The sequence below is a fragment of the Paraburkholderia sp. FT54 genome, from assembly GCF_031585635.1.
In the GTDB taxonomy this organism is placed as follows: domain Bacteria; phylum Pseudomonadota; class Gammaproteobacteria; order Burkholderiales; family Burkholderiaceae; genus Paraburkholderia.
This window is the reverse complement of record NZ_CP134197.1, coordinates 114,655-133,973: the sequence shown is the minus strand read 5'-3', so window position 1 is coordinate 133,973 and position 19,319 is coordinate 114,655. Positions and strand designations below refer to the sequence as shown.

Below are 19,319 nucleotides of genomic sequence, written 5' to 3'. Positions count from 1 at the left end.
CAGCTGTGCCCGGCTTCATGCCAACGTTTCAAATTTCGCGACCGGGGCCTGACGAGGAAGGGCTCGACAAACGCTTCGTCGACGTCGATCTTGTCTCTACCGGGCAACCCCTCCTGTGCGGCCGGAAAAAGCAGGTTCGACGGAGGAAGGTAAATCGAGTCCATTCAGACTATGGCGTGCCGAACCGCCGACCGAATCGTCGAATTGGAGTCGCGCGGCGGACAGTAAATATCGTCGCGCGGTTGCGCAGGCCCTTACCGGGAATGCCCGTTGCTCGGCCGTTGTGCTCATGCGGGCCTCCCAGGCGACGCCCTGACCTCCGACTGACCGACGCAGGGAGTCCGGGCATCGCAGGAGTTGAGCTTCGTGACGGGTGAAGTGTACGGCGTGGCTGGCGGAAATCACCTGGCGTGATGAGCAGGAGAATGGCGGGCGCCTGGTCGGTATCTCCGACAGTAACCGGGACAGGCGGCGGCTCCTGGCCGATCCCGCGACATCACTGGACCGCCGTGGACCCAGTGCAAGGAGAACCATGTCTCTCGTCGGCGAACCGGAACGAAGCGCGGAGGCGCGCGACGAACTGCCCGCGCATTCGTGGGCTGCACATGTCGGCCCGGGACTTGTGTCGACCGCGACGGACAACGACCCGAGCGGCGTCGTGACATATTCGCTGGCGGGCGCGCAATTCGGATACGACATGCTCTGGACGTGCGCGCTCTCATATCCGTCGATGGTAGCGTTCCAGCTCGTCGCCGCGAGAATCGCCGCGCAGACGGGCAAGGGCCTGACGGTGAACATGCGTGAGCATTATTCCCGGCTACTGTTCTACCTCGCCGTCATGCGTTTTCTGGTCGCCAATATTTTCAACATCGCGGCCGATGTCGTCGCGATGGGCGTCGGCGCACAACTCCTATGGCGCGGGTCGATACCGTTGTTCGCCGCCGCGTTCGGCATCCTGTCGATGGCGCTCCAGTGGTTCGTGCCTTATGCGCGTTATGCGCGGATTCTGAAATGGCTTGCGGCGTGTCTATTTGCGTACGTCGGTGTGACCGTCATAAGCAATACGCCATGGCAGACGCTCGCTCTGCGCGCTGTCGTGCCGCGGATCACATGGAGCGTGGACTATTTCACGATGCTGCTCGCGGTGCTCGGTACGACGATCAGTCCATATCTGCTCTTTTCTCAGGCCGAACAGCAGATCGAAGAACAGCGCCCACAATCGCAATCACAACCACAAACGGGCGACCCCGCCCGCGATACGCACAGCCCGCATCTGAAAATAATGCGCCGCGACACGTTAATCAGAACGGTCCTCTCGAACGCGGTGGGTTTGTTCATCATGGCAGCGGCTGCGGCGACTTTGCATTCGACCGGACACGGTCTGAACAACTCCTACGATGCGGCGAACATACTGCGGCCGCTTGTCGGCGGGTACGCATCACATGTGCTGGGGATTGCGTTCATCGGTACTGCCCTGCTCGCGTTGCCTCCGCTCGCCGGGTCGGCCGCCAACGCGGCAGTGAGCGCGCGCGACCGGCGCGTCGGTAGGCAGCGCAACCGGCCCGTTGCGCGAGCGCTGCTCGTCGTGATGGCGCTCGGTGTGTCGATCGGCGTTGCGCTTACGCTCGTGCACGTCGAGCCGATAAGCGCGCTCTACTGGAGCGCCGTGCTCAATGGTTCGACAGCTACGCCCGTCATGGTAATGCTCGTGCTGCTGAGCATGAAGCGTTCGGCGGTAGGCGATCTTAGCGCGCATTGGACCTTGCGTGCGCTGTGCTGGCTCGCGACGATATTCGCGGGTGCGGCGCTGGTTGCACGGTTTGCGTGCGAGTGGCTTTCGTGAGCGATGCGGCCCTATCATCCTTCATCGCACCGGAGGAAAAGCGCCTACTGGTCGCACGCCCTTGCCCGGTGTCGCTACCGCTGCTTAAGCTCTATCCTGCCCCAGAAATTTTGCGCTCTCTTCTTCGGCTGCTCATGCGCCTCGCCGGCCGACGTTCAGCACAACGTGCCGTGTAGCAAATTAAGCGATCGCCACACAAAAACGTGAACACAGAGGGACTCGCATCTCGCTCCGTTGGCGTTTTTTCCTCTGACAAATGTGCAAGGCGTCAGTGTCGGAATTTCACGACACATTATTTCTTTTGCTTCGGTAACCGAAGGATATGGAGTTAACTTCAAGTTCCCACCAACAATGATTCTGCCGGGAGAAGTGAATGAAACGAATTGCACTGTCGACCTTCTCGCTTGCACTGCTCGGCGCTGCAGGCGCAGCACATGCACAGAGCAGCGTGACGTTGTATGGCCTGATCGATGAATCGATCCAGTATGTGTACCATGCGGACTCGGCGAACAACCACCTGTTTCAAACGTACGCCGGCAACCTGCAGGGCGACCGCTGGGGCTTGAAGGGCACGGAAGACCTTGGCGGTGGCCTGAAGGCCATCTTCCAGTTGGAAAACGGCTTTGACGTAAACACCGGCAAATTGAACCAGGGCGGTCGCCTGTTCGGCCGCCAGGCGTACGTCGGGCTGACGCAGGACCAGTACGGTACGGTCACGTTGGGTCGCCAATACGACCCGCTCGTCGACATGGTCCAGCCGCTGACGGCTGATAACTACTTCGGCAGCACGTTCACGACGCCGGGCGACGTCGACAATAACGACAACAGCTCCCGTACCAACAGCGCAATCAAGTACGTATCGCCGGTGTGGAGCGGCTTCCAGATCGAAGGCATGTATGCATTCGGCGGCGTCGCAGGCTCAACGGGCGCAGGCCAGACGTGGTCGGGCGCGGCAACGTACAGCGTCGGTCCGTTCAGCTTTGCAGCCGGCTACCTCCGCATGGAAAACGCCAACACTGCGGCTGGCCGCGTCAGCACGACCAACCCGTTGTCGCACTGGAGTTCCAGTGTAACGTCCGACGGTACCTTCGACTCGGCCATCAACGGCGCATACTCGTCGGCCAAGTCGGTCGACATCACGTCGACAGCAGCCCAGTACGTCACGGGTCCATTCACTTTCAACATCCGTTATAGCTTCGCGCAATACAAGCCGGACGGCTTCTCGCTCTTCCAGAACCAGGAGAAATTTCACGTCGCTGGCGGCTATGCGGGTTACCAGCTCACGCCTGCCATGCTGATCGGTTTGGGCTACATCTACACGCACGGAGCTGGCGACACGTCGGCTACGTACCACCAGGGTTCGCTGGGTGCGGACTACCTCCTGTCGAAGCGTACTGACCTGTACCTGATTGGCGCTTACCAGCACGCAAACGGGACGCAACGAGCGCTCGATGGTAGCCACGTCACAGCTGATGCTTCGGTTGGCTCCTACGGCTTAACGGCGGGATCCAGCTCGCAAGTGATCGTCAGCCTGGGTATCCGTCACAAGTTCTAACAGAAATGGATTGTATACGGCCAGTGACGTCTGGCCGTATCACGAAGCCAGCTCCGGGCGCGAGCCCGAAGCTTGGCTTTTTTCTGTCATCTTCTCGACGCCGCATGAGGGCGCGTCACCGTGCGCGATAACCGCCGTTCAAGATAAGACCTGTACAGACTTTCTAGCCATCCGATTCCAAAAGTCGCGTTTATCTCACGTATCCAGAGTACCTCTGTTTTGTACGTGGTTTGTGGGCATTTCGTCATCGCCAAACAACGGCGCCAGGCGAGGCGTGAACTCAGCCTCCTCCCGTACGAGACGCTGGGGTAATGCTTCCTTGAGAAATTCGACCCATGTCCTTACTTTCTTATCGAGAGAGGGGGGTGAAGAAAGAAGCACGTAGACATTGCGCGCCTGCATCCTGTACCTGGGCAGGACGTGCATTACCGTTCCAGCCTGCAATTTTTGCATTCCCACCCGCAGTGGCAATGGGCCGATACCAAGACCAGCCTCAATTGCATCAATGAGTACATCGCTCAGATCGCTACGAAGAACCATGTCACCGACCGAGCACGTTTCGTGGCCAGATGGCCCTTGAAACTGCCATTGCCCGGATGGCAAGTCGCCAGCATAATCAACGCACCGATGTTGTTTAAGGTCACAAAGTGCCTTCGGCACTCCGTATCGCGCCAGATAGACAGGTGCTGCACATAGGATTGAAGACATTGCGCCAAGACACTCGGAGAGTGTGCCGGGGCCGGGCGGTTCGGACGAGCAAAGTAGTACGACGTCGTAATGGCCGAGCAGCGCCTCCTGTACGTGCCGCAACAGTGTCACGCTCGCCGAAACCTGTGGGAATCGCTCCAGGTAGCTCGAAAGAAGCACTGATAGGTGAAATCGGTCAAAGCTGGTGGATACGCCGATCCTAAGGGTCCCGACTGGTTCGGCGCTCTCTTCGGATACCTCCGCCTCGCCCTCCGCCAACTGTTTCAGAATCACCTCGCAGTGCGAAAGATATCGCTGCCCTGCTTCAGTCAACGTCACGCGTCGGGTCGTCCTCTGCAACAGACGTACCTTCAAGTGCGTCTCAAGGTCTGCGATAGCACGTGAGACCTGAGATGTAACGAGGTTTAGTTCCTGCGCTGCCGTGGTAAAGCTGCCAACTGATGCAACTCGGGAAAAGGCACGTATGGCCTGCAACATATCCATGGGTCGCCTTCAATCTGTTCAGCCGTCTCAGTTCGTCAATCGTGAGAACCTGACCGGTCATTCCACCCGGCACGCTGCGGTCCTTTCTTTGGCAAGTCAGTACGTGCCTCAATAGTGTACTTTAGTTGAAAGGGTCGGCGGTTTCATTTTCCGCACCAGCAAGACACGTCGGATCACTTCACCCTCCCGCGGAAGACGCCCTCAGCCGGGATGCGAAGCCACCGCTGAGCGCCCGACCCACCTCCGTCTGTTTCCATCGTACGCTGAATGTAGCCTCCGCGGATCGCCTGAATAAACGCACGGTAATCCCATCGGTTTTGCGGGCCGTGCCGTGGATGGCGCAACTCGGGCTTTTCGGGTGGCACGACAAAATAGCCCTTGCGGCAGAAGTCGCGCCACGACATGTGATCGGACAGATCCGACGAGTCAAAGACCGGCTTGGCCCAGTCGAGCTCGCCGCATCCCTCGGTGAACACTCCCCCCAGGACCAATGGGTGCGCTGCAAGATCATGATGATGGCGATGCAGGGCTGGGGTAAGCCGGGGGTCAATTTCGGCTGTTTGGGAGTCGGTGTTCCCCATGACCTCCATTTCGATGGATCGCAGCCAGGTCCGGGCGGCGAAAGGTAACGTCCATGTCTTCAGGAGCATTCAAACCTCTCGATTCGCGCATTAACGACCTGTACGCGCTAGAACGTATAGGCGATGTTCAGGAAGACGTTAATGGGATTGATTCGCAGCGTCGAGCTGGAAACGATGTGCGTTCCAGTTGCGGTCGTCCCGTCCAGGGTAAGGTGAGTCTTTAGCGGAACGTAACCGACAGCGGTTCCGACAGACCAGTGTTTTGTAATCGCATAATTTGCCCCGATCTCGAATACCGGATTCCATGATGAACTGAGTGACGCGTGTGCCGAACCGCCCGGACCAAGGTTATCGGTTACGAATTGACTATTAGTTGTTCGAACCTGAGTGAACCACGTATAGTTCACTCCTAATCCGACGAACGGACGGAATTTTGACTGGGCTGCAAACAGGTGGTATCGAAGGACGATAGCGGGCGGGATCGGCCTCGTCGACCCGAGGTTCCCATACTTACTGAGCGTGCCCTCACCAACCAGGTTCACTGTGAGTGGCAGTCCAATCAGCGTGGCGACACCGATGTTGTCAGTGACGTAATACTCGGTGGTAATTCCCATCGTATCCGTGGAGCTTGCGTGCGCGCCGGTGCCGGAAAGTTGCTGATTCACCGCAATGCCGCCAACGCTTTCGACTGTAAGCGGCGTTGCATTGCCCTGTGGCGCAACGTGAAGCCATCCTGTCGACAGCGTTATGCTTCCTGCCGACTGCGCATTGGCATCGTCGACAAGCGCAGCCGAGCAGATGCAAGCCGCCATACCGATCGAACTGATTGCGCGTTTGTAATTCCTCATGTCTCTTCTCCTGTCGCTCTGTCTGGAAATTTTTATGAATCACTGGTGCCGCCGCCGCATCTACTCAATTGATTTTTTTCTTCCTTTCGTATAGCTACGCATGCCACATACTCCGATCGCCCTGAATCTAGTAAGCGTGCATGGCCAGGCGTTCCGCCTCAGGCGGGAACACGCACCATGTACCGTCGCGGTGCCGGAAGAAAAAGAATCCAAGCGGGCCTGTCGGTAGCAGTAGCTCGATACGCACGCACGGTCTCTGATTCGAACGTGCGCGGCTGAATCGGGTAACCCGAACCGGCGTCGAAGAAGTCGGTCCGAGCCATTTTTCAACCTGCGAACGCAAAGACCTTTCTGATGTAGCAACCATTCTCTTTTCCTCTAAACAATTAGGTGTTCTAACCTAAATCCACCGGCAAGCATTTTGAATCGCGGCATCGCGGCGCGTACGCCTGATTGACCTTTAATCCGGGCGCATGACCGAACGCGTCACTTTTGATGTCGTCGCTCGTCTCACGTTGGGCTGCCCTGCGCATCTGTCGCTGCCGGGTCCGTCCCCGTCGCCTGCTCCGTCTTTGGCTGTCTCACGGCGGCCGAGATCGAAAATGCGAACGGAAAGCGCCCGAGCGCGGAAGTGGCCAATGCTTCGAACGCAGGATCGCCAAGTTCGACGTGAAGCGAAATCCCGCGCGAGGTGTCATCGATGAGGCTGACGGTTGCATCCTCGACGCCAGCCTCGATGAGAGCCGACTCCAGCGCGTCGGCCGTTTCGCGCCGTTTCAGCGCCGGCTTGAAGATCTTGCCGACGCCCGTCAGCGGCATCGCATCTACGATCCGTATCCCCTTTGGCAACGCGGCGCGTTCATTGATCGCGTGACGCAGAAACTCGGCCAGTTCCGCTTCGGTTGCCGTTGTGCCCGGCTTTAGCTGCACATAGGCGACCGGCAACTCGCCCGCGTGCATATCCGGACGGCCTATAGCTGCGGCGATCTGGACTGCGGGATGGCGATGCAACGGTTCTTCGATTGCCGCGGGGTCGATGTTGTGTCCGCCCCGGATAATCAGTTCCTTCCTCCGGCCGGTCAGCCAGAAGTAGCCGTCGGGGTCACACCGTCCGAGGTCGCCGGTGTTAAGCCAGCGCCCGCCGTCACCACCCTCCATCCAGATGCCACAGTTCTGCTCCGGCCGGGTATAGCCAGCGAATACGTTGGGTCCGGAGATAACCAGCTGGCCGACCTCATCGGCAACGCAATCCCGCACATATCGACCGGTTTCGTCGACCACCACGGCTTTCATGGCCTGACCGGGCAGACGAAGACCAATCGAACCGACCCTGCGCTCGCCAAGCGGGGGATTAACGCTGCTAACGCAGGTGCCTTCCGTGAGGCCGTAGCCCTCAAGGATTCTGATTCCTGTGCGATCCTGGAAGGTGCGAAGCAATTCCACCGGCATGGGGGCGGCGCCACACAGTCCATATTCGAGCGAACTGATATCGCGCTCGCCAACCGGAACGTCCAGCAGCGATCCGTACAGTGTCGGGACACCGCTGAAGAAGTTGATGCGGTAATGTTCGACGATTTCCCAGAAGCGCTTGACAACGCCTTCGCCCCGATAACCTTGCGGTGTGCCGAGCACGACGTGGGCACCACGCGAGAACGCCAGCAGACCTGTCACCATCACGGCGTTGACGTGGAAAAGCGGCAACCCGCAAAAAATCGTCTTCCCCGGGCCAATGCTTTCGCCGAAGAATTGACCCGCGTTCCACGCATTGGCCACCTCATTGCCGTGCCGCCGAACCGCAATCTTCGGTAGTCCCGTGGTGCCGCCTGTGCAGAAGAAGGACGATACATCGTCGATGCTCGTTCGACGCGTGCTGCTGAGCGCCACCCCGGACTCTCCCGCGATGGCAGTGCCAAAATCGTGGATACCGACATGCGAAGGAACCGCACTATGAACGCCGCCGGGCCCATGCAGTTTTGAACACTCGCCACGTTGAAGCGCCCGGGCCGCTAATCCCTTTTCGCCCTGCATGCGGTCGGCCGGATTCACGAGCACCAGTTGCTCCAGGCAAGGGAGCTTGTGCAGCACGGCTTGCACCTTCTGCCAAAGGTCGGTTCCGGGAAACGGCGCCAGCGTTACGAGCACACTCGCCGCCGAGGCGTTGAGCAGTTCGCCGATGGCGTCACTCTCAAGCAGCGGATTGATCGCGCAGACAATCCCGGCGGCTTCCCCGCCCCAGATCACAAAGTGCGTTTCAGGGAGGTTGGGCAGAACGTATGCGACCACCGAGTCGCGCTGTACTCTCAGGCGCGCAAACATGTTCGCGGTGCGCGTGACATCGCGCACGAATTCGCTGTACGTCCAGCACTCAGCGTTCTGGTAGCCGTCTGCCGTTGCAAAGAACGAAAGTGCGGGCGCCGACGGATTGAGGGCCGCGCCCCGACAGATCATCTCGTAGGTGCTCGACGGGAGATCCGCTGGCTGCCCCTTCATTTCCATGGCAAGGACATCGCGTACGTTTGCGACGCCTGTCATGCTGCTTCTTCCACGACGACGTTACGCTGTACGCCCAGATTGATCGAGCGATCAGAGCTGGCGATATACGACTCCACGACGTCACCGACCCGCAGGTACTGTGGCCTCTCCTCCTGCATCTTCAGGAATAGACGCCATTTTTCCGCTTCAGGCAGCTGCGCCGCGGCGCGTTGCTTCTCGGGTGACGGAATGCTCAGTGCGCAGCCGGAAGGCGTGCCGGTCGCGAGCAGGTCCCCGGCGCGCAGGTCGTGTATGGCTGAGAGTTCCGTCAAGGTCTCTGCCGGACCATAGACCAGGCCCGACGTGGAGTCATTCTGCCGGACCGTTCCGTTTACCGTCAGCGTCAGCACGAGCTCCTTCAGCTTTGGAATATCCTGTTTCTCGAGAAGGCAAAGGTAAGGGCCGACAGGGCCAAACGTGCGATAGCTCTTGCCCTTGTAGAACTGCATTTGCGGAATCTGGATATCGCGCGCGGAATAGTCATTGACGATCACGGCGCCGGCGACGTACTCATGCAGATTCTCCTCGGTGACAGTTTCGCGGGACGAGATGTCGCGTTTGAGGACGAGGCCGAGTTCGATCTCGTAGTCGAGGAACTGCACCCCGTCTGGTTTAACCACGGGCGAGTCGGCCGGAACGATGCAGCTTGTCGCCTTCGTGAAAATCATGTTGAATTTCTTCACATCCGGGTCCATGCCGGATTCGATCATATGCTGGCGATAATTCGCGCCCTGGCAGACGAACTGCTGATTGGCGGTCACGGGTGACAACCATTGCACTTCCGATTCGCGAACCGTCGGGCCGCTCAGCACGAACAGCCGCTCGACCGGGTTAGCCTCGATCAACTCGGCGGTCGACCTGAATTCGCCGGGAATCGGCGTGATAGCGCCATTAGCGACCACGCCCCACTGGGCGCGGTCTTGATGCAAATAATGCAGAACGTGAAGTGCCATTTTTCGATCTCCGGATTCGATGGAAAGAGTTGGGTCAGGCGAAAAGCTTTGCCAGCGTCCTCAGCTTGCTCAGCGTCAGGTCGGGGCTGCGGCGCAGGTTCCTGAAGAGCGCCACGATGCTCGCAGGCGTGAATTTGGGCTTCGTGAAACTGCGCGGCATTGTCGGTCCCCATTGCGCCATGGCCTCACGGCTCACGCCATGGACACCGGTCGGCGCATCGGCCGTAAAGAGATCGCCATCGCAGTAGTGCTCGTGCTTGTCGCCCCATGCGTCCTGCCAGTAGTCGAAGATCTGGCTGCCCAGGATATGTCGTCCGATTCCCCACGCGTGCGTCCAGCCCTGCTCGCGCAGGACGCGCTGGCCCATGCCGACCGCGTCGGCGTCAACGACTTCGTAGGCGCTATGGCTGTAGGTGGGCAGGAAACCTTGTGCAAGCGCGAGCGTATGGTGATCGGCCGGCTTGTCACCAAGATCGAGCCGCATGAACGCGACAACGGGCGAGCCATCGGGAAGCACCTGCACATCGCTCGGGATAAACCCGAAATGCCGCGTGTACCATGCGCTGGTTTCCTGAAAGTCGGCGAGTTCAAGCACGACATGGCCGAGCCGGATAACTTCAGGCGCGTGCTCGGGCGGCCGCTGCGTCCCGTTAATGCGCACGGCTGCATCCACGGAGTTGAACGGCAATGGCGGCCGGTGGGATAGCGTCGCAGCTGGCGCGTGGCCCCATATTGCATCGACGCGGAACCCGGAAGGATCGGCCAGCCGTACGACATAGCCGCCGCCGGGCAAAGACGACCGTTCGGCCCCGGAGGCGCCAGGCACTTTTGCAAGTGCATCAAGATCGGCCCTGCTGTCGACCTGTAGCCCGAAACCAACGAACCGGGATTTCGGCGCCTTCCGGACGACGTAGCAGAAATGCGAAGCACCCGTTCCCCGCAGAAGCAATTGCGCTTCATCGCGCAATACAGTCTGTAGCCCGAAATCATTGAGAAACTGCTCGGCTTTCTCGAGGTCCGGCCGGTCGAATATCAGATAGGCTAATGCCGACGCTTTCGTGGTGGGATCAGGGTGACGGGCCGGCTGTGCAGTGGTGAGTTTCATGATGGATAAGAAATCAGGCGGTTCGAGTAGCGGTTTCGACTTCCGGTGTCCGCACACTCACGGGATTACCCAGCAAGGCGAGACTTTCGCGCACGATACGGTTTGCTTCGGTGGCCGGGCCGTCGTGGACGATCGTCTTGTCGGGCCGCACTACGGCAGCCCACCCGAGCGGCACCAGCCCGGGAAGAAAGACGCCGTCGAGGTCTTCCCAGCTGTCGCGCGCGGCAAGATGCAGCCGTTGCCCCCGATGGGCAATCTGGACAACGCCCCCTCCGGCACGCGCAAACGCTGCGGCCGTCGCGGGCTCGAGCGCAGGCGCCGCGTCCACGCCGAACCCGATCAGCGCGAGACCCTGCCCGAGCGCGTCGTCGCTCAGACGCGTGGTGCCATCCGAGCCTCTCACCCAGCCTTGCGCAATAACAGCACCACGAACAAGCTTCGCCGACGAGCGGCCCCGGACGAACAGTCCCCGGCGGAAAGCATTCTTCGGCTTGATCTGCAGTTCCTCGAATTGCGCGCGCAAGCGTGGCACGAGTCTCGACAGACGCATCAACCCGTGAGTCAATAAGGCGACGACGCCACTTCGGGGCATAACGAGCTTGCCCATGAACTTCGCGAGGTTGATCATCGCCTTCGCGTGGGGGCGCCGCTCCTGGTCATAGGTATCGAGAATCTCTGGATCGGCACGTCCTTGCACCACCCACGCGAGCTTCCAGCAAAGGTTGGCGGCGTCCCGAAGACCGGCTACCAACCCCTGCCCGACGAATGGGGGCGTGATGTGGGCCGCGTCGCCCGCGAGGAACACCCGGCCCTTGCTGAATGCATCGACAGCCCGCGCATGGAAGCGATACACGGCCTTGCGCTCGATGATCATGTCGTCCACATTGCCCCAGGGAGAAAGCAACTCCCGGATACGCGTCTCGGATTCCATTTCCTCGCGACGCTCGCCAGGCCGGAGCATGAATTCCCAGCGTTCACGGCCGCCAGGCGCGACCATATGCGGAATCGGCCGACGGTGATCGCAGATGAACTCGATGTGATCGATCGGACGCGGCACGTGGCGGGCATCGACGATCAGCCAGTCCTCGGCGAACGTCTTGCCCTTGAATTCCTGCCCGATGAGCTGACGTACCAATGAGCTCGCCCCGTCCGCGCCGACCAGATAGCGGGCGCGTACCAGATGAGTGCGCCCCTGGCCGAGATCTAAAGATGCGAGCACGTGATCCCGTTCCTCTGTGAAGCTCTTGAGCTCGACCCCCAACGCGATATGCGCACAGTCGTATGTCTCGAGCCGGGCGCGCAGACACCGCTCCAGGTCTGGCTGGTAGAAGGTGACGAGCTTCGGGTGGCCATCCAGACTGCCCAGCGAATTCACCCTGCCGAACAGGCCCAGCCTGGGCGACTTCATGCGGACGTACGGTATGGCAATTGTCTCGAAATCGCTCTCCGCAACGCCGGCAAGCTGAAGGATGCGCAGCGCTTCGTTATCGAGAGCGATCGCACGTGGCGCCATGAATACTTCAGTCGACCTGTCGATAACCATCACGTTCACGCCGTGTCGTGCCAACAGATTCGCGATCGTGGCACCCACCGGTCCGCAACCCACCAATAAAACATCCACGGCCGACGGAAATGCTCCGGTCGGCGCACGACCCTCGCCATGCCGGCTGCACGGCACGGAATCATCTTTTGCTGCTGTCTCCACAGTCACTCCGTCTGTTGTTTGCTAGACCGGCACTAGATGGCCGTTAATGACATTAAAGTCATAGTTGAGTGTTTTGTCAATATAGACGATAGCATCTATACTTCGGTATGGCCAAAACTGGACCGATCATGCCGAACACTTCAAATCGCCCGACAGCAAAGCGCCCTGCCCGCGGTGCGTCAGTCTCCCCGGCTGCCGTTCCCGAAGAACGCGAGCCGCGCGGTGCCCGTCGCAAGCGCGAGACGCGCGCCCGCCTGCTCGACGCTGCCCTGAGGCTGATGGCCGAAAAGGGCATGGAAGGCGTAGCCATCAACGAAATTACGGAGGCAGCCGACGTCGGCTTCGGCTCGTTCTACAACCACTTCGAGTCGAAGGAAGCCATCTACGCGACGCTTGTGGACAACGTGTTCGAGGAATTCGCCGACATGCTCGATCGCCTCGCCGGGGGCCTGTCCGACCCCGCAGAAGTGATCGCTGTCTCGGTGCGTCATACCCTGATGCGTGCGCGCCGCGATCCCGTATGGGGACGCTTCCTGATACGCGAAGGGTTTTCAGCGGGCATGCTGAGCCGCGGGCTGGGTCAGCGGTTGCTGCGGGATATTGGTAACGGTATTGCCGCCAAGCGCTTCGTGGTCGCTGATCCGTTCATCGGCTTTCTTTCGGTGGGCGGCACAGTGCTCGCGGCAGTTGCAGCCGAGCTGAATTTCGTCGCACCGGGCGCGCCGGCGGCGCAGCTGCTCGACGAACTTGGTTTCAGCGGAGAGCACTTCGCCGAGCGCACGGCAGCAATGCTTCTGCAGACACTCGGGCTCAAGCGCGCCGAAGCGGAGAAGATTGCAACGCGAGCGTTGCCGCTCGTCGAGGCGGAAGTGTCGCCCAATGGAGAGCGGCCCGGTTCATCGTGACGCTCTCCCCGACCTCACGGAGTCAAGGTCATTCTCTTGACGTCACGTGCGGCGGATCGGCCGGCAATTCGCCCATCGCCTGGAACAGTGCAGCGGTATCGCTCATGCGCTGGCTGCCGGCGCGTACCGCGCCAAGCTGTGCATTGAGAAATCGCTGCTCGCTGGCGTGTTGTGCCGTCGACGGCAGAGAACCCAGGCGGGCGCGCGACGCCGTTTCGTCGAATGCCGTGCGGGCTGCCTGTCTCGCTCTTTCGGTAGATGCCAGCGTCTGCGCGTCGTTGTCCAGTGCGGCCAGCGAATTCGCGACATCCTGAAATGCCGACAGAACCGTCGATTTGTAGTGCAGAACCGCTGCATCGTAGGTATCCATCGAGGCTCTGCGTTGCGCGAACAACGCCCCACCATGGAAGAGCGGCTGCGACAGGCTCGCACCGATTGCCCAAAGCCCGCCCGCGCCTGAGAGCACCGCAGGCCAGCTAAAGCCGCCACGACCCATCGAGCCCGTTAGTGACAGGCTCGGAAAAAGTTGCGCGGTTGCAGCCCCAACGTCGGCCGCGGCGGCCTTCACGGCGGCGTCGGCGGCCTGAATGTCGGGACGCGAACGCAGCAGGTCTGACGGCACAACGACGGGCACATGCTCGGGCAACGCCAGGCTGTCGAGGTCAGGAACGGTCGGTGCGTTATCGGGCGTCCGGCCCATCAATACCGCCAGCGCGTGGACCGCTGAGGCGCGTTGCTGGCGAATGGTCGGAAGACTCGCCGCGATCGAATCTGCGTCCTGCGTCGAGTTCAACGCCTGCACATGCGAAATAGACCCGAGCGCGTATCGTTGCTGATCCTCGTTTGCAGCTGCGCTCGCCACGGCGACGAGCCGTTCGGTGAGCGCGATCTGGCGATCGAGCGCCGCCACATTGATCGCCGTGGCGACGATGTTGGCGGCAAGCGCGCGCCGGGCCGCTTCCAGTTCATACGCCTGCACGTTTACGCGAGCGGCGCTCGCCGAGTTCGCGTAACGCGTCTGGCCGAAGAAGTCGAATGTGTAATGCGCCTGAATCTGCCCGGCGAAAAAGTTGTACTGCACCTGCTCAGGGCCGAGCCCCGGCACGACGGGTGAACGCGCGCGTTCAACCTGGGCGACACCGTCGACTGACGGCAGCGTGGATGAACCGACCTGCGCGCGCAGTTCCTCTTGCGCGGCCGCAAGCGTTCGCTGCGCACCTGCAAGCGTCGGGCTGTTGCGCAAGCCTTCGTCGACGAGTGCATCGAGCGCGTCGGACCGGTAAAGCCGCCACCATTGCGGCATCGATGTCGCGCCGAGATCGAACCGCTGCGCAACACCGCCTGCGGCAACAGTCGTCGAGGGCTGCGCCTGCGCGCCGTAGTGCCCGGGCGAAGGCATCACCGGGGGCTCGCCATTGGGACCGAACGAGCAGCCCGTCAATGCGAGCGCCGTAGCCACTGCGAGAACGGATGTCTTGTAGGCCAGCTTCATGATCAAATCTCCGTATGCTCGACGACAACCGGTTGCATCCCGCGCTCGTCGCGCCGGATCCTGAAGCAGGTCGCATAGAGCGCCGGCAGGAAGAAAATCGTCAGTCCCGTGGCAATCGTGATGCCACCCATCAGCGCGGTCGCCATCGGTCCGAAGAACGCTGAGCGCAGGAGTGGAATCAAGGCGAGCACGGCGGCGGCGGCCGTCAGCATGATCGGCCTGAAGCGTCTTACGGTTGCACCGATAATCGCGTCGAAACGCCCGTGCCCCGCCGCGATGTCCTGGTCGATCTGATCGACCAGGATCACGGAGTTGCGCATGATGATGCCGAACATGGCAATCACGCCGAGCAACGCGACGAAACCAAAGGGCTTGCCGAACAGGAGCAGCGCCGCCACGACGCCGATCAGCCCGAGCGGCGCTGTCAGCACGACGATAAACGTCCGCAGGAAACTCTTCAGCTGGATCATGAGCAGCGTCAGCACTGCGATGATCATGAGCGGCATCTCGGCGTTGATCGAGCTCTGGCCTTTCGCGCTTTCCTCGACCGAGCCGCCCACGTCTATCCGATAGCCGACCGGCAGCGTCGCTTTTTGCTCCACGAGTGCCTGCTCGATATCGCGGGTCACATCGATGCCCTGCGCGTTGCCGCGAATGTCGGCCTGCACGGTGATCGTCGGCTGGCGGTCGCGCTGCCAGATCACCCCATACTCGAGCGCGTCCCGAACATGTCCGAGGGAACCGAGCGGAACCGGGCCGTTCGGCGTCGGAATCGCGAGGCTCGTGAGCTGCGCTGGATCGACACGCTCGCTCTTCGGCGCGCGCAGATCGACGTTGATCAGCTTGTCCTGCTCACGGAACTGCGTGACCGTGTAACCGGAAAGCGTCATCGCCAGGAAGTTCGATACGTCCTCCGACGACACGCCAAGCTGGCGCGCCCGGTTCTGATCGATCTCGAACGAGATCGACCGTTCGGCCGGCTCGTCCCAGTCGAACTGGACATCGCGCGTGCGGGAATCAGCGCGGACCGTTCCGGCGACCTTTTCAGCAATCGAGCGCACGGTCGCAATATCGCTGCCGCTCACCCGGAACTTGATCGGGAATCCCACTGGCGGCCCGTTCTCGAGTCGCGCCACACGCGTGCGCACGCCGGAGAACTCTCGCCCAAGTTTGGCATCGAGCCAGTGCATCATCTCGTCGCGGTTTTCGACACTTTTGGCCGTGATCACGAACTGCGCAAAGTTTGGCTGCTGAAGCTGCTGGTCGAGCGGCAGGTAAAAGCGCGGTGCGCCGGTGCCCACATAGTCCACGAAGTGCTCGATCGCGGGCTGGCCGTCGAGCGCCTTTTCCAGGCGCTTGGCTTCACGCAGGGTCGCCTCGAACGAAGCGCCTTCCGGCAGCCGCAGGTCCACGAGCAGTTCCGGCCGCTCCGAGTTGGGGAAGAACTGCTGCGGCACGCGCGTGAAGGCCGCCATCGCGATCGCAAAGAGCACGGCAGTGACGCCAAGCACGGCCCAGCGGCGCTCGATACACCACGTGATCCAATCCGACAGGCGCCGGTAGAAGCCGGTGTTATAGACGTCATGTTCGTCATGAGCGCCGTCGCGCCAGTGGGCCTTGCGCTCCGGCAGCATGTGGTAGCCGAGTAACGGGACCAGCACGACAGCCGCGAACCACGAAACGATCAGCGCAATGGCGGACACTTCGAAAATCGAGCGCGTGTATTCGCCCGTACTCGATTTCGCGAGTGCGATCGGCAGAAAGCCCGATACCGTCACGAGCGTGCCGGTCAGCATCGGGAATGCGGTGCTCGAGTAGGCAAAGGCCGCCGCGCGCATGCGACTCCACCCCTGCTCGAGCTTCACGGCCATCGTTTCGACGGCGATGATCGCGTCGTCGACGAGCAGCCCCAACGCGAGCACGAGCGTACCAAGGGAGACCTGGTCCAGCCCGATATTGAACACATGCATGCACAGCGCTGTCACGGCGAGCACGATCGGAATCGAGATCACGACGACCATGCCGGTGCGCAGGCCGAGCGAAACGAGGCTCACGACCAGCACGATGGCGACCGCTTCGCCAACCGACCTGACGAACTCGTCCACCGAATGCTTGACCGCGTGGGGCATGCTCGCGACGGCAGCCAGCTTGAGCCCCGCCGGCAGGGCCGCCTGCAGTTCGGCGGCTTTCGCGTCGAGCGCCTTGCCGAGGCTGATCACGTCGCCGCCTTTTTGCATCGTCACGCCGATACCCAACACCGCTTGCCCCCCGACGCGCATCTGCGTGCCGGGAGGATCGTCGTAGCCGCGCGTGATTTTCGCGATGTCACCAAGCCGGAACGTGCGTTTGTTCACGGTGATGAGCGTGTCGGCGAGTGCCTGCACGTCCTTGAACGCGCCGCTCGGTCGCACGAACACCCGGTCGTCCGCCGTCGTAATGGTGCCAACGGGCGCAACGGTATTCTGTGCGTCGATTGCCTGGGCGAGCTGCTGCGGCGTGATAGAGAGCCCCGTCAGCTCCGCATTCGATATCTCGACGAAGATGTGCTGGTCCGGGTCGCCAAAGTAGTCGACCTTGGCGACGCCGGGCACGCGCAGCAGGACCGTGCGCAACTGATCCGCGTAGTCGTGTAGTTGCGCAGGCGTAAAGCCGTCGCCTTCAAGTGCGTAGATGTTCGTGTAGACGTCACCGAACTCGTCGTTAAAAAACGGTCCAACCGTCCCCTTGGGCAGCGTCGCGGCGATGTCGCCCACTTTCTTGCGCACCTGGTACCAGGTTTCGGGGACTTCCCTGACCGGGGCCGAGTCCTTCATGGCGAAGAAGATCATCGACTCGCCGGGCCGCGAGTAGCTCTTGATGTTGTCCACATACGGTGCCGCCTGCAACTGACGGCCGATCCGGTCCGTGATCTGTTCCTGCACCTCGCGGGCAGTCGCGCCCGGCCAGTAAGTTTTGACCACCATGGTCCGGAACGTGAACGGCGGGTCTTCCGACTGCGCAAGCTGCGTATAACCGATCACGCCGAACAGGGTTGCAAGCCCGATCAGAAAGATCACCAGCTGCTGGTGACGCAACGCCCACGCGGAGAGATTGAAGCCGCCTTCGCCATGTGCCTCGACGTCGGACGGGGTGACGGGCGCGCTGTCACGCGCGGTTTCATGGTCGCGTGCGTTCATGACGAAAAATCCTGCGGATGCAACGGGGCCACCACCTGCACGTGCTGGTTTGCGCTCACTGCGTGAACGCCCTGCATCACGACGCGGTCGCCGTCGTGGAGGCCGCCAGTGACGGCGACCGTGCGCTCGCCGTAGCGCGCGATGCTGACAGCGCGCAGCTCAAGGGTGTCGCTGCCGGCGCGCACCACCCACACAGCGGGGTCCTCGCCTTTGTGGAAAAGCGCGGTGACAGGCAGCGCGAACGGACGTGCCGCTGGCGCGTCGCCGACGGCATCGAACGTGACATTCGCCGTCATGCCGAGGCGAACTTCGGGGCTCGGCGCGGCCAGCGTGAGCTTCACGCGCCAGGTGCGGCTTTGCGGATCGGCTGCGGGCGACACCTCGCGCACGCGCGCCTCGAAGGTCTTACCCGGCAGCGCGGACAGGCTTACGCGCGCATTGCTGCCGACCGTCAATGCGCCAAGCGTCCGCTCGGGCGCGTCGCAGACAACATCCACGTCTCCCGTCCAGTCGAGGTGATAGACGGCTTGATCTGCCTGAACGTTCTGGCCGGTGTCGGCGTCCTCCGACGTGATGACGCCGTCGTGGTCTGCGGTGAGCGTGGCGTAGCGCAGGTGATCCGTGGCGAGGGCCATCTGGGCGAGCGCCGAATCGCGCTGCGCGAGGGCGGAAGCGTAGGCGTCCTGGGTCTGCTCCATCTGCGCCGTTGCGATCAGGTTTGCCTGCGCCTGAGCGCGGTCGCGATCGAGCTGCTGCTTGGCGTACACGAGACGATGTTCGGCGGCATCGAGCTGCGCTCGCGCGTTGGCCAGGTTATTGCGCAGATCTGTAGGGTCGAGCAGCGCAACGGTCTGTCCCGCCTTGACGGTATCGCCGATTCGCACCCGCCGCTCGGTGACCTTGCCTCCAACCCTGAACGAAAGAGGCGTGGAATATCGCGCCTGTATCTGAGCCGGCAATGAGGCGCTCGCCGTGCGCCCGTCGGGATGAACCGCGACAGCGACGACGGGCCTCGGCTCAGGAGCGACGGTTTCGCGCTGGTGGCAGGCCGCTAGCAGCATTGCGCCGCAAGCCACAATGAGAAGACGTCCCCGGAGGGATGGTCGTGCGACGGACGACAGGAAGGGGCGCGCAAGCGTCTGCGCGTTAAGACCGGAAAGTTTCACGATGTTCACAAGACAGGTGATGGTCCAGCAATAAGAAAGGGCGAGGCATCGGAAGACACGGTGTGTCTGGCAGCATGCTTCGCCAAATGCATTAGCGCTCGATCCGGCATGCCTGTAACTTAGTATTCCTACTCGCTGCGTCTGATACAACCGCTTGCAACTCTTCGTACTTCGTCATCGCATGCGGTCACTCGCACGAAACAGCCAGCGACCGAGCGTAAAACAGCTCCTCCCCCGGCCCGGCGCTGATGGATCTGGACGGCAGTG

Annotated in this window: 13 protein-coding genes; 3 read left to right on the top strand and 10 right to left on the bottom strand. The window is 61.4% G+C overall.

Annotated features, from left to right (window positions below):
- Nucleotides 1-532 precede the first annotated feature (532 nt).
- Both RI103_RS33330 and RI103_RS33325 read left to right on the top strand, forming a co-directional pair.
- Nucleotides 533-1,843 carry a divalent metal cation transporter gene (locus RI103_RS33330; RefSeq protein WP_310819092.1) on the top strand — a complete coding sequence of 437 codons (1,311 nt, stop codon included), beginning with the start codon at nt 533-535 and terminating at the stop codon, nt 1,841-1,843.
- A gap of 373 nt (nt 1,844-2,216) precedes the next feature.
- Nucleotides 2,217-3,398: a porin gene (locus RI103_RS33325; protein WP_310819091.1), complete on the top strand. Its 1,182-nt coding sequence runs from the start codon at nt 2,217-2,219 to the stop codon at nt 3,396-3,398.
- 195 nt (nt 3,399-3,593) lie between these two features.
- Here RI103_RS33325 and RI103_RS33320 read toward each other — a convergent pair whose 3' ends face one another.
- The 7 genes from RI103_RS33320 to RI103_RS33290 all read right to left on the bottom strand — a co-directional run bounded on the left by RI103_RS33320 (nt 3,594) and on the right by RI103_RS33290 (nt 12,286).
- Nucleotides 3,594-4,589 (bottom strand): LysR family transcriptional regulator, encoded by a 996-nt coding sequence (locus RI103_RS33320; protein WP_310819090.1) that lies wholly within the window; start codon nt 4,587-4,589, stop codon nt 3,594-3,596.
- A gap of 173 nt (nt 4,590-4,762) precedes the next feature.
- Nucleotides 4,763-5,239 carry a hypothetical protein gene (locus tag RI103_RS33315; protein ID WP_310819400.1) on the bottom strand — a complete coding sequence of 159 codons (477 nt, stop codon included), beginning with the start codon at nt 5,237-5,239 and terminating at the stop codon, nt 4,763-4,765.
- Nucleotides 5,240-5,277: 38 nt separating this feature from the next.
- Nucleotides 5,278-6,018 (bottom strand): OmpW family outer membrane protein, encoded by a 741-nt coding sequence (locus tag RI103_RS33310; protein WP_310819089.1) that lies wholly within the window; start codon nt 6,016-6,018, stop codon nt 5,278-5,280.
- Between the two features lie 510 nt (nt 6,019-6,528).
- Nucleotides 6,529-8,550, bottom strand: coding sequence for an acyl-CoA synthetase (locus tag RI103_RS33305; protein WP_310819088.1), 2,022 nt, complete (start codon nt 8,548-8,550; stop codon nt 6,529-6,531).
- Nucleotides 8,547-9,503 carry a fumarylacetoacetate hydrolase family protein gene (locus tag RI103_RS33300; RefSeq protein WP_310819087.1) on the bottom strand — a complete coding sequence of 319 codons (957 nt, stop codon included), beginning with the start codon at nt 9,501-9,503 and terminating at the stop codon, nt 8,547-8,549. Before RI103_RS33300 ends, RI103_RS33305 begins: the two co-directional genes overlap by 4 nt.
- 34 nt (nt 9,504-9,537) lie before the next feature.
- Nucleotides 9,538-10,608 carry a VOC family protein gene (locus RI103_RS33295; protein ID WP_310819086.1) on the bottom strand — a complete coding sequence of 357 codons (1,071 nt, stop codon included), beginning with the start codon at nt 10,606-10,608 and terminating at the stop codon, nt 9,538-9,540.
- Between the two features lie 13 nt (nt 10,609-10,621).
- Nucleotides 10,622-12,286, bottom strand: coding sequence for a bifunctional 3-(3-hydroxy-phenyl)propionate/3-hydroxycinnamic acid hydroxylase (locus tag RI103_RS33290; RefSeq protein WP_310819351.1), 1,665 nt, complete (start codon nt 12,284-12,286; stop codon nt 10,622-10,624).
- A gap of 155 nt (nt 12,287-12,441) precedes the next feature.
- Between RI103_RS33290 and RI103_RS33285 the strand changes: the two genes are divergently transcribed.
- Complete coding sequence (locus RI103_RS33285) at nt 12,442-13,218, top strand: TetR/AcrR family transcriptional regulator (protein ID WP_310819350.1); 777 nt, start codon at nt 12,442-12,444, stop codon at nt 13,216-13,218.
- A 28-nt stretch (nt 13,219-13,246) separates the two neighbouring features.
- Here the strand turns inward: RI103_RS33285 and RI103_RS33280 are convergent, their stop codons facing one another.
- The 3 genes from RI103_RS33280 to RI103_RS33270 are packed head-to-tail and all read right to left on the bottom strand — an operon-like array spanning nt 13,247 to nt 18,947.
- The gene (locus RI103_RS33280) at nt 13,247-14,710 is read right to left on the bottom strand and encodes an efflux transporter outer membrane subunit (RefSeq protein ID WP_310819085.1); all 1,464 of its coding nucleotides are present in this window, start codon (nt 14,708-14,710) and stop codon (nt 13,247-13,249) included.
- 2 nt (nt 14,711-14,712) lie between these two features.
- Nucleotides 14,713-17,886: an efflux RND transporter permease subunit gene (locus RI103_RS33275; protein ID WP_310819084.1), complete on the bottom strand. Its 3,174-nt coding sequence runs from the start codon at nt 17,884-17,886 to the stop codon at nt 14,713-14,715.
- Nucleotides 17,883-18,947 carry an efflux RND transporter periplasmic adaptor subunit gene (locus RI103_RS33270; protein WP_310819083.1) on the bottom strand — a complete coding sequence of 355 codons (1,065 nt, stop codon included), beginning with the start codon at nt 18,945-18,947 and terminating at the stop codon, nt 17,883-17,885. The genes RI103_RS33275 and RI103_RS33270 overlap by 4 nt, the downstream gene beginning before the upstream one ends.
- Nucleotides 18,948-19,319: the final 372 nt, after the last annotated feature.

What these genes read in the sequence shown, in the direction of transcription:
- RI103_RS33275 (WP_310819084.1), bottom strand. Translation starts at nt 17,886, where the DNA reads ATGAACGCACGCGACCATGAAACCGCGCGTGACAGCGCGCCCGTCACC.
- RI103_RS33300 (WP_310819087.1), bottom strand. Translation starts at nt 9,503, where the DNA reads ATGGCACTTCACGTTCTGCATTATTTGCATCAAGACCGCGCCCAGTGG.
- RI103_RS33330 (WP_310819092.1), top strand. Translation starts at nt 533, where the DNA reads ATGTCTCTCGTCGGCGAACCGGAACGAAGCGCGGAGGCGCGCGACGAA.
- RI103_RS33310 (WP_310819089.1), bottom strand. Translation starts at nt 6,018, where the DNA reads ATGAGGAATTACAAACGCGCAATCAGTTCGATCGGTATGGCGGCTTGC.
- RI103_RS33280 (WP_310819085.1), bottom strand. Translation starts at nt 14,710, where the DNA reads ATGAAGCTGGCCTACAAGACATCCGTTCTCGCAGTGGCTACGGCGCTC.
- RI103_RS33320 (WP_310819090.1), bottom strand. Translation starts at nt 4,589, where the DNA reads ATGGATATGTTGCAGGCCATACGTGCCTTTTCCCGAGTTGCATCAGTT.
- RI103_RS33305 (WP_310819088.1), bottom strand. Translation starts at nt 8,550, where the DNA reads ATGACAGGCGTCGCAAACGTACGCGATGTCCTTGCCATGGAAATGAAG.
- RI103_RS33315 (WP_310819400.1), bottom strand. Translation starts at nt 5,239, where the DNA reads ATGCTCCTGAAGACATGGACGTTACCTTTCGCCGCCCGGACCTGGCTG.
- RI103_RS33325 (WP_310819091.1), top strand. Translation starts at nt 2,217, where the DNA reads ATGAAACGAATTGCACTGTCGACCTTCTCGCTTGCACTGCTCGGCGCT.
- RI103_RS33270 (WP_310819083.1), bottom strand. Translation starts at nt 18,947, where the DNA reads ATGCTGCTAGCGGCCTGCCACCAGCGCGAAACCGTCGCTCCTGAGCCG.
- RI103_RS33295 (WP_310819086.1), bottom strand. Translation starts at nt 10,608, where the DNA reads ATGAAACTCACCACTGCACAGCCGGCCCGTCACCCTGATCCCACCACG.
- RI103_RS33285 (WP_310819350.1), top strand. Translation starts at nt 12,442, where the DNA reads ATGCCGAACACTTCAAATCGCCCGACAGCAAAGCGCCCTGCCCGCGGT.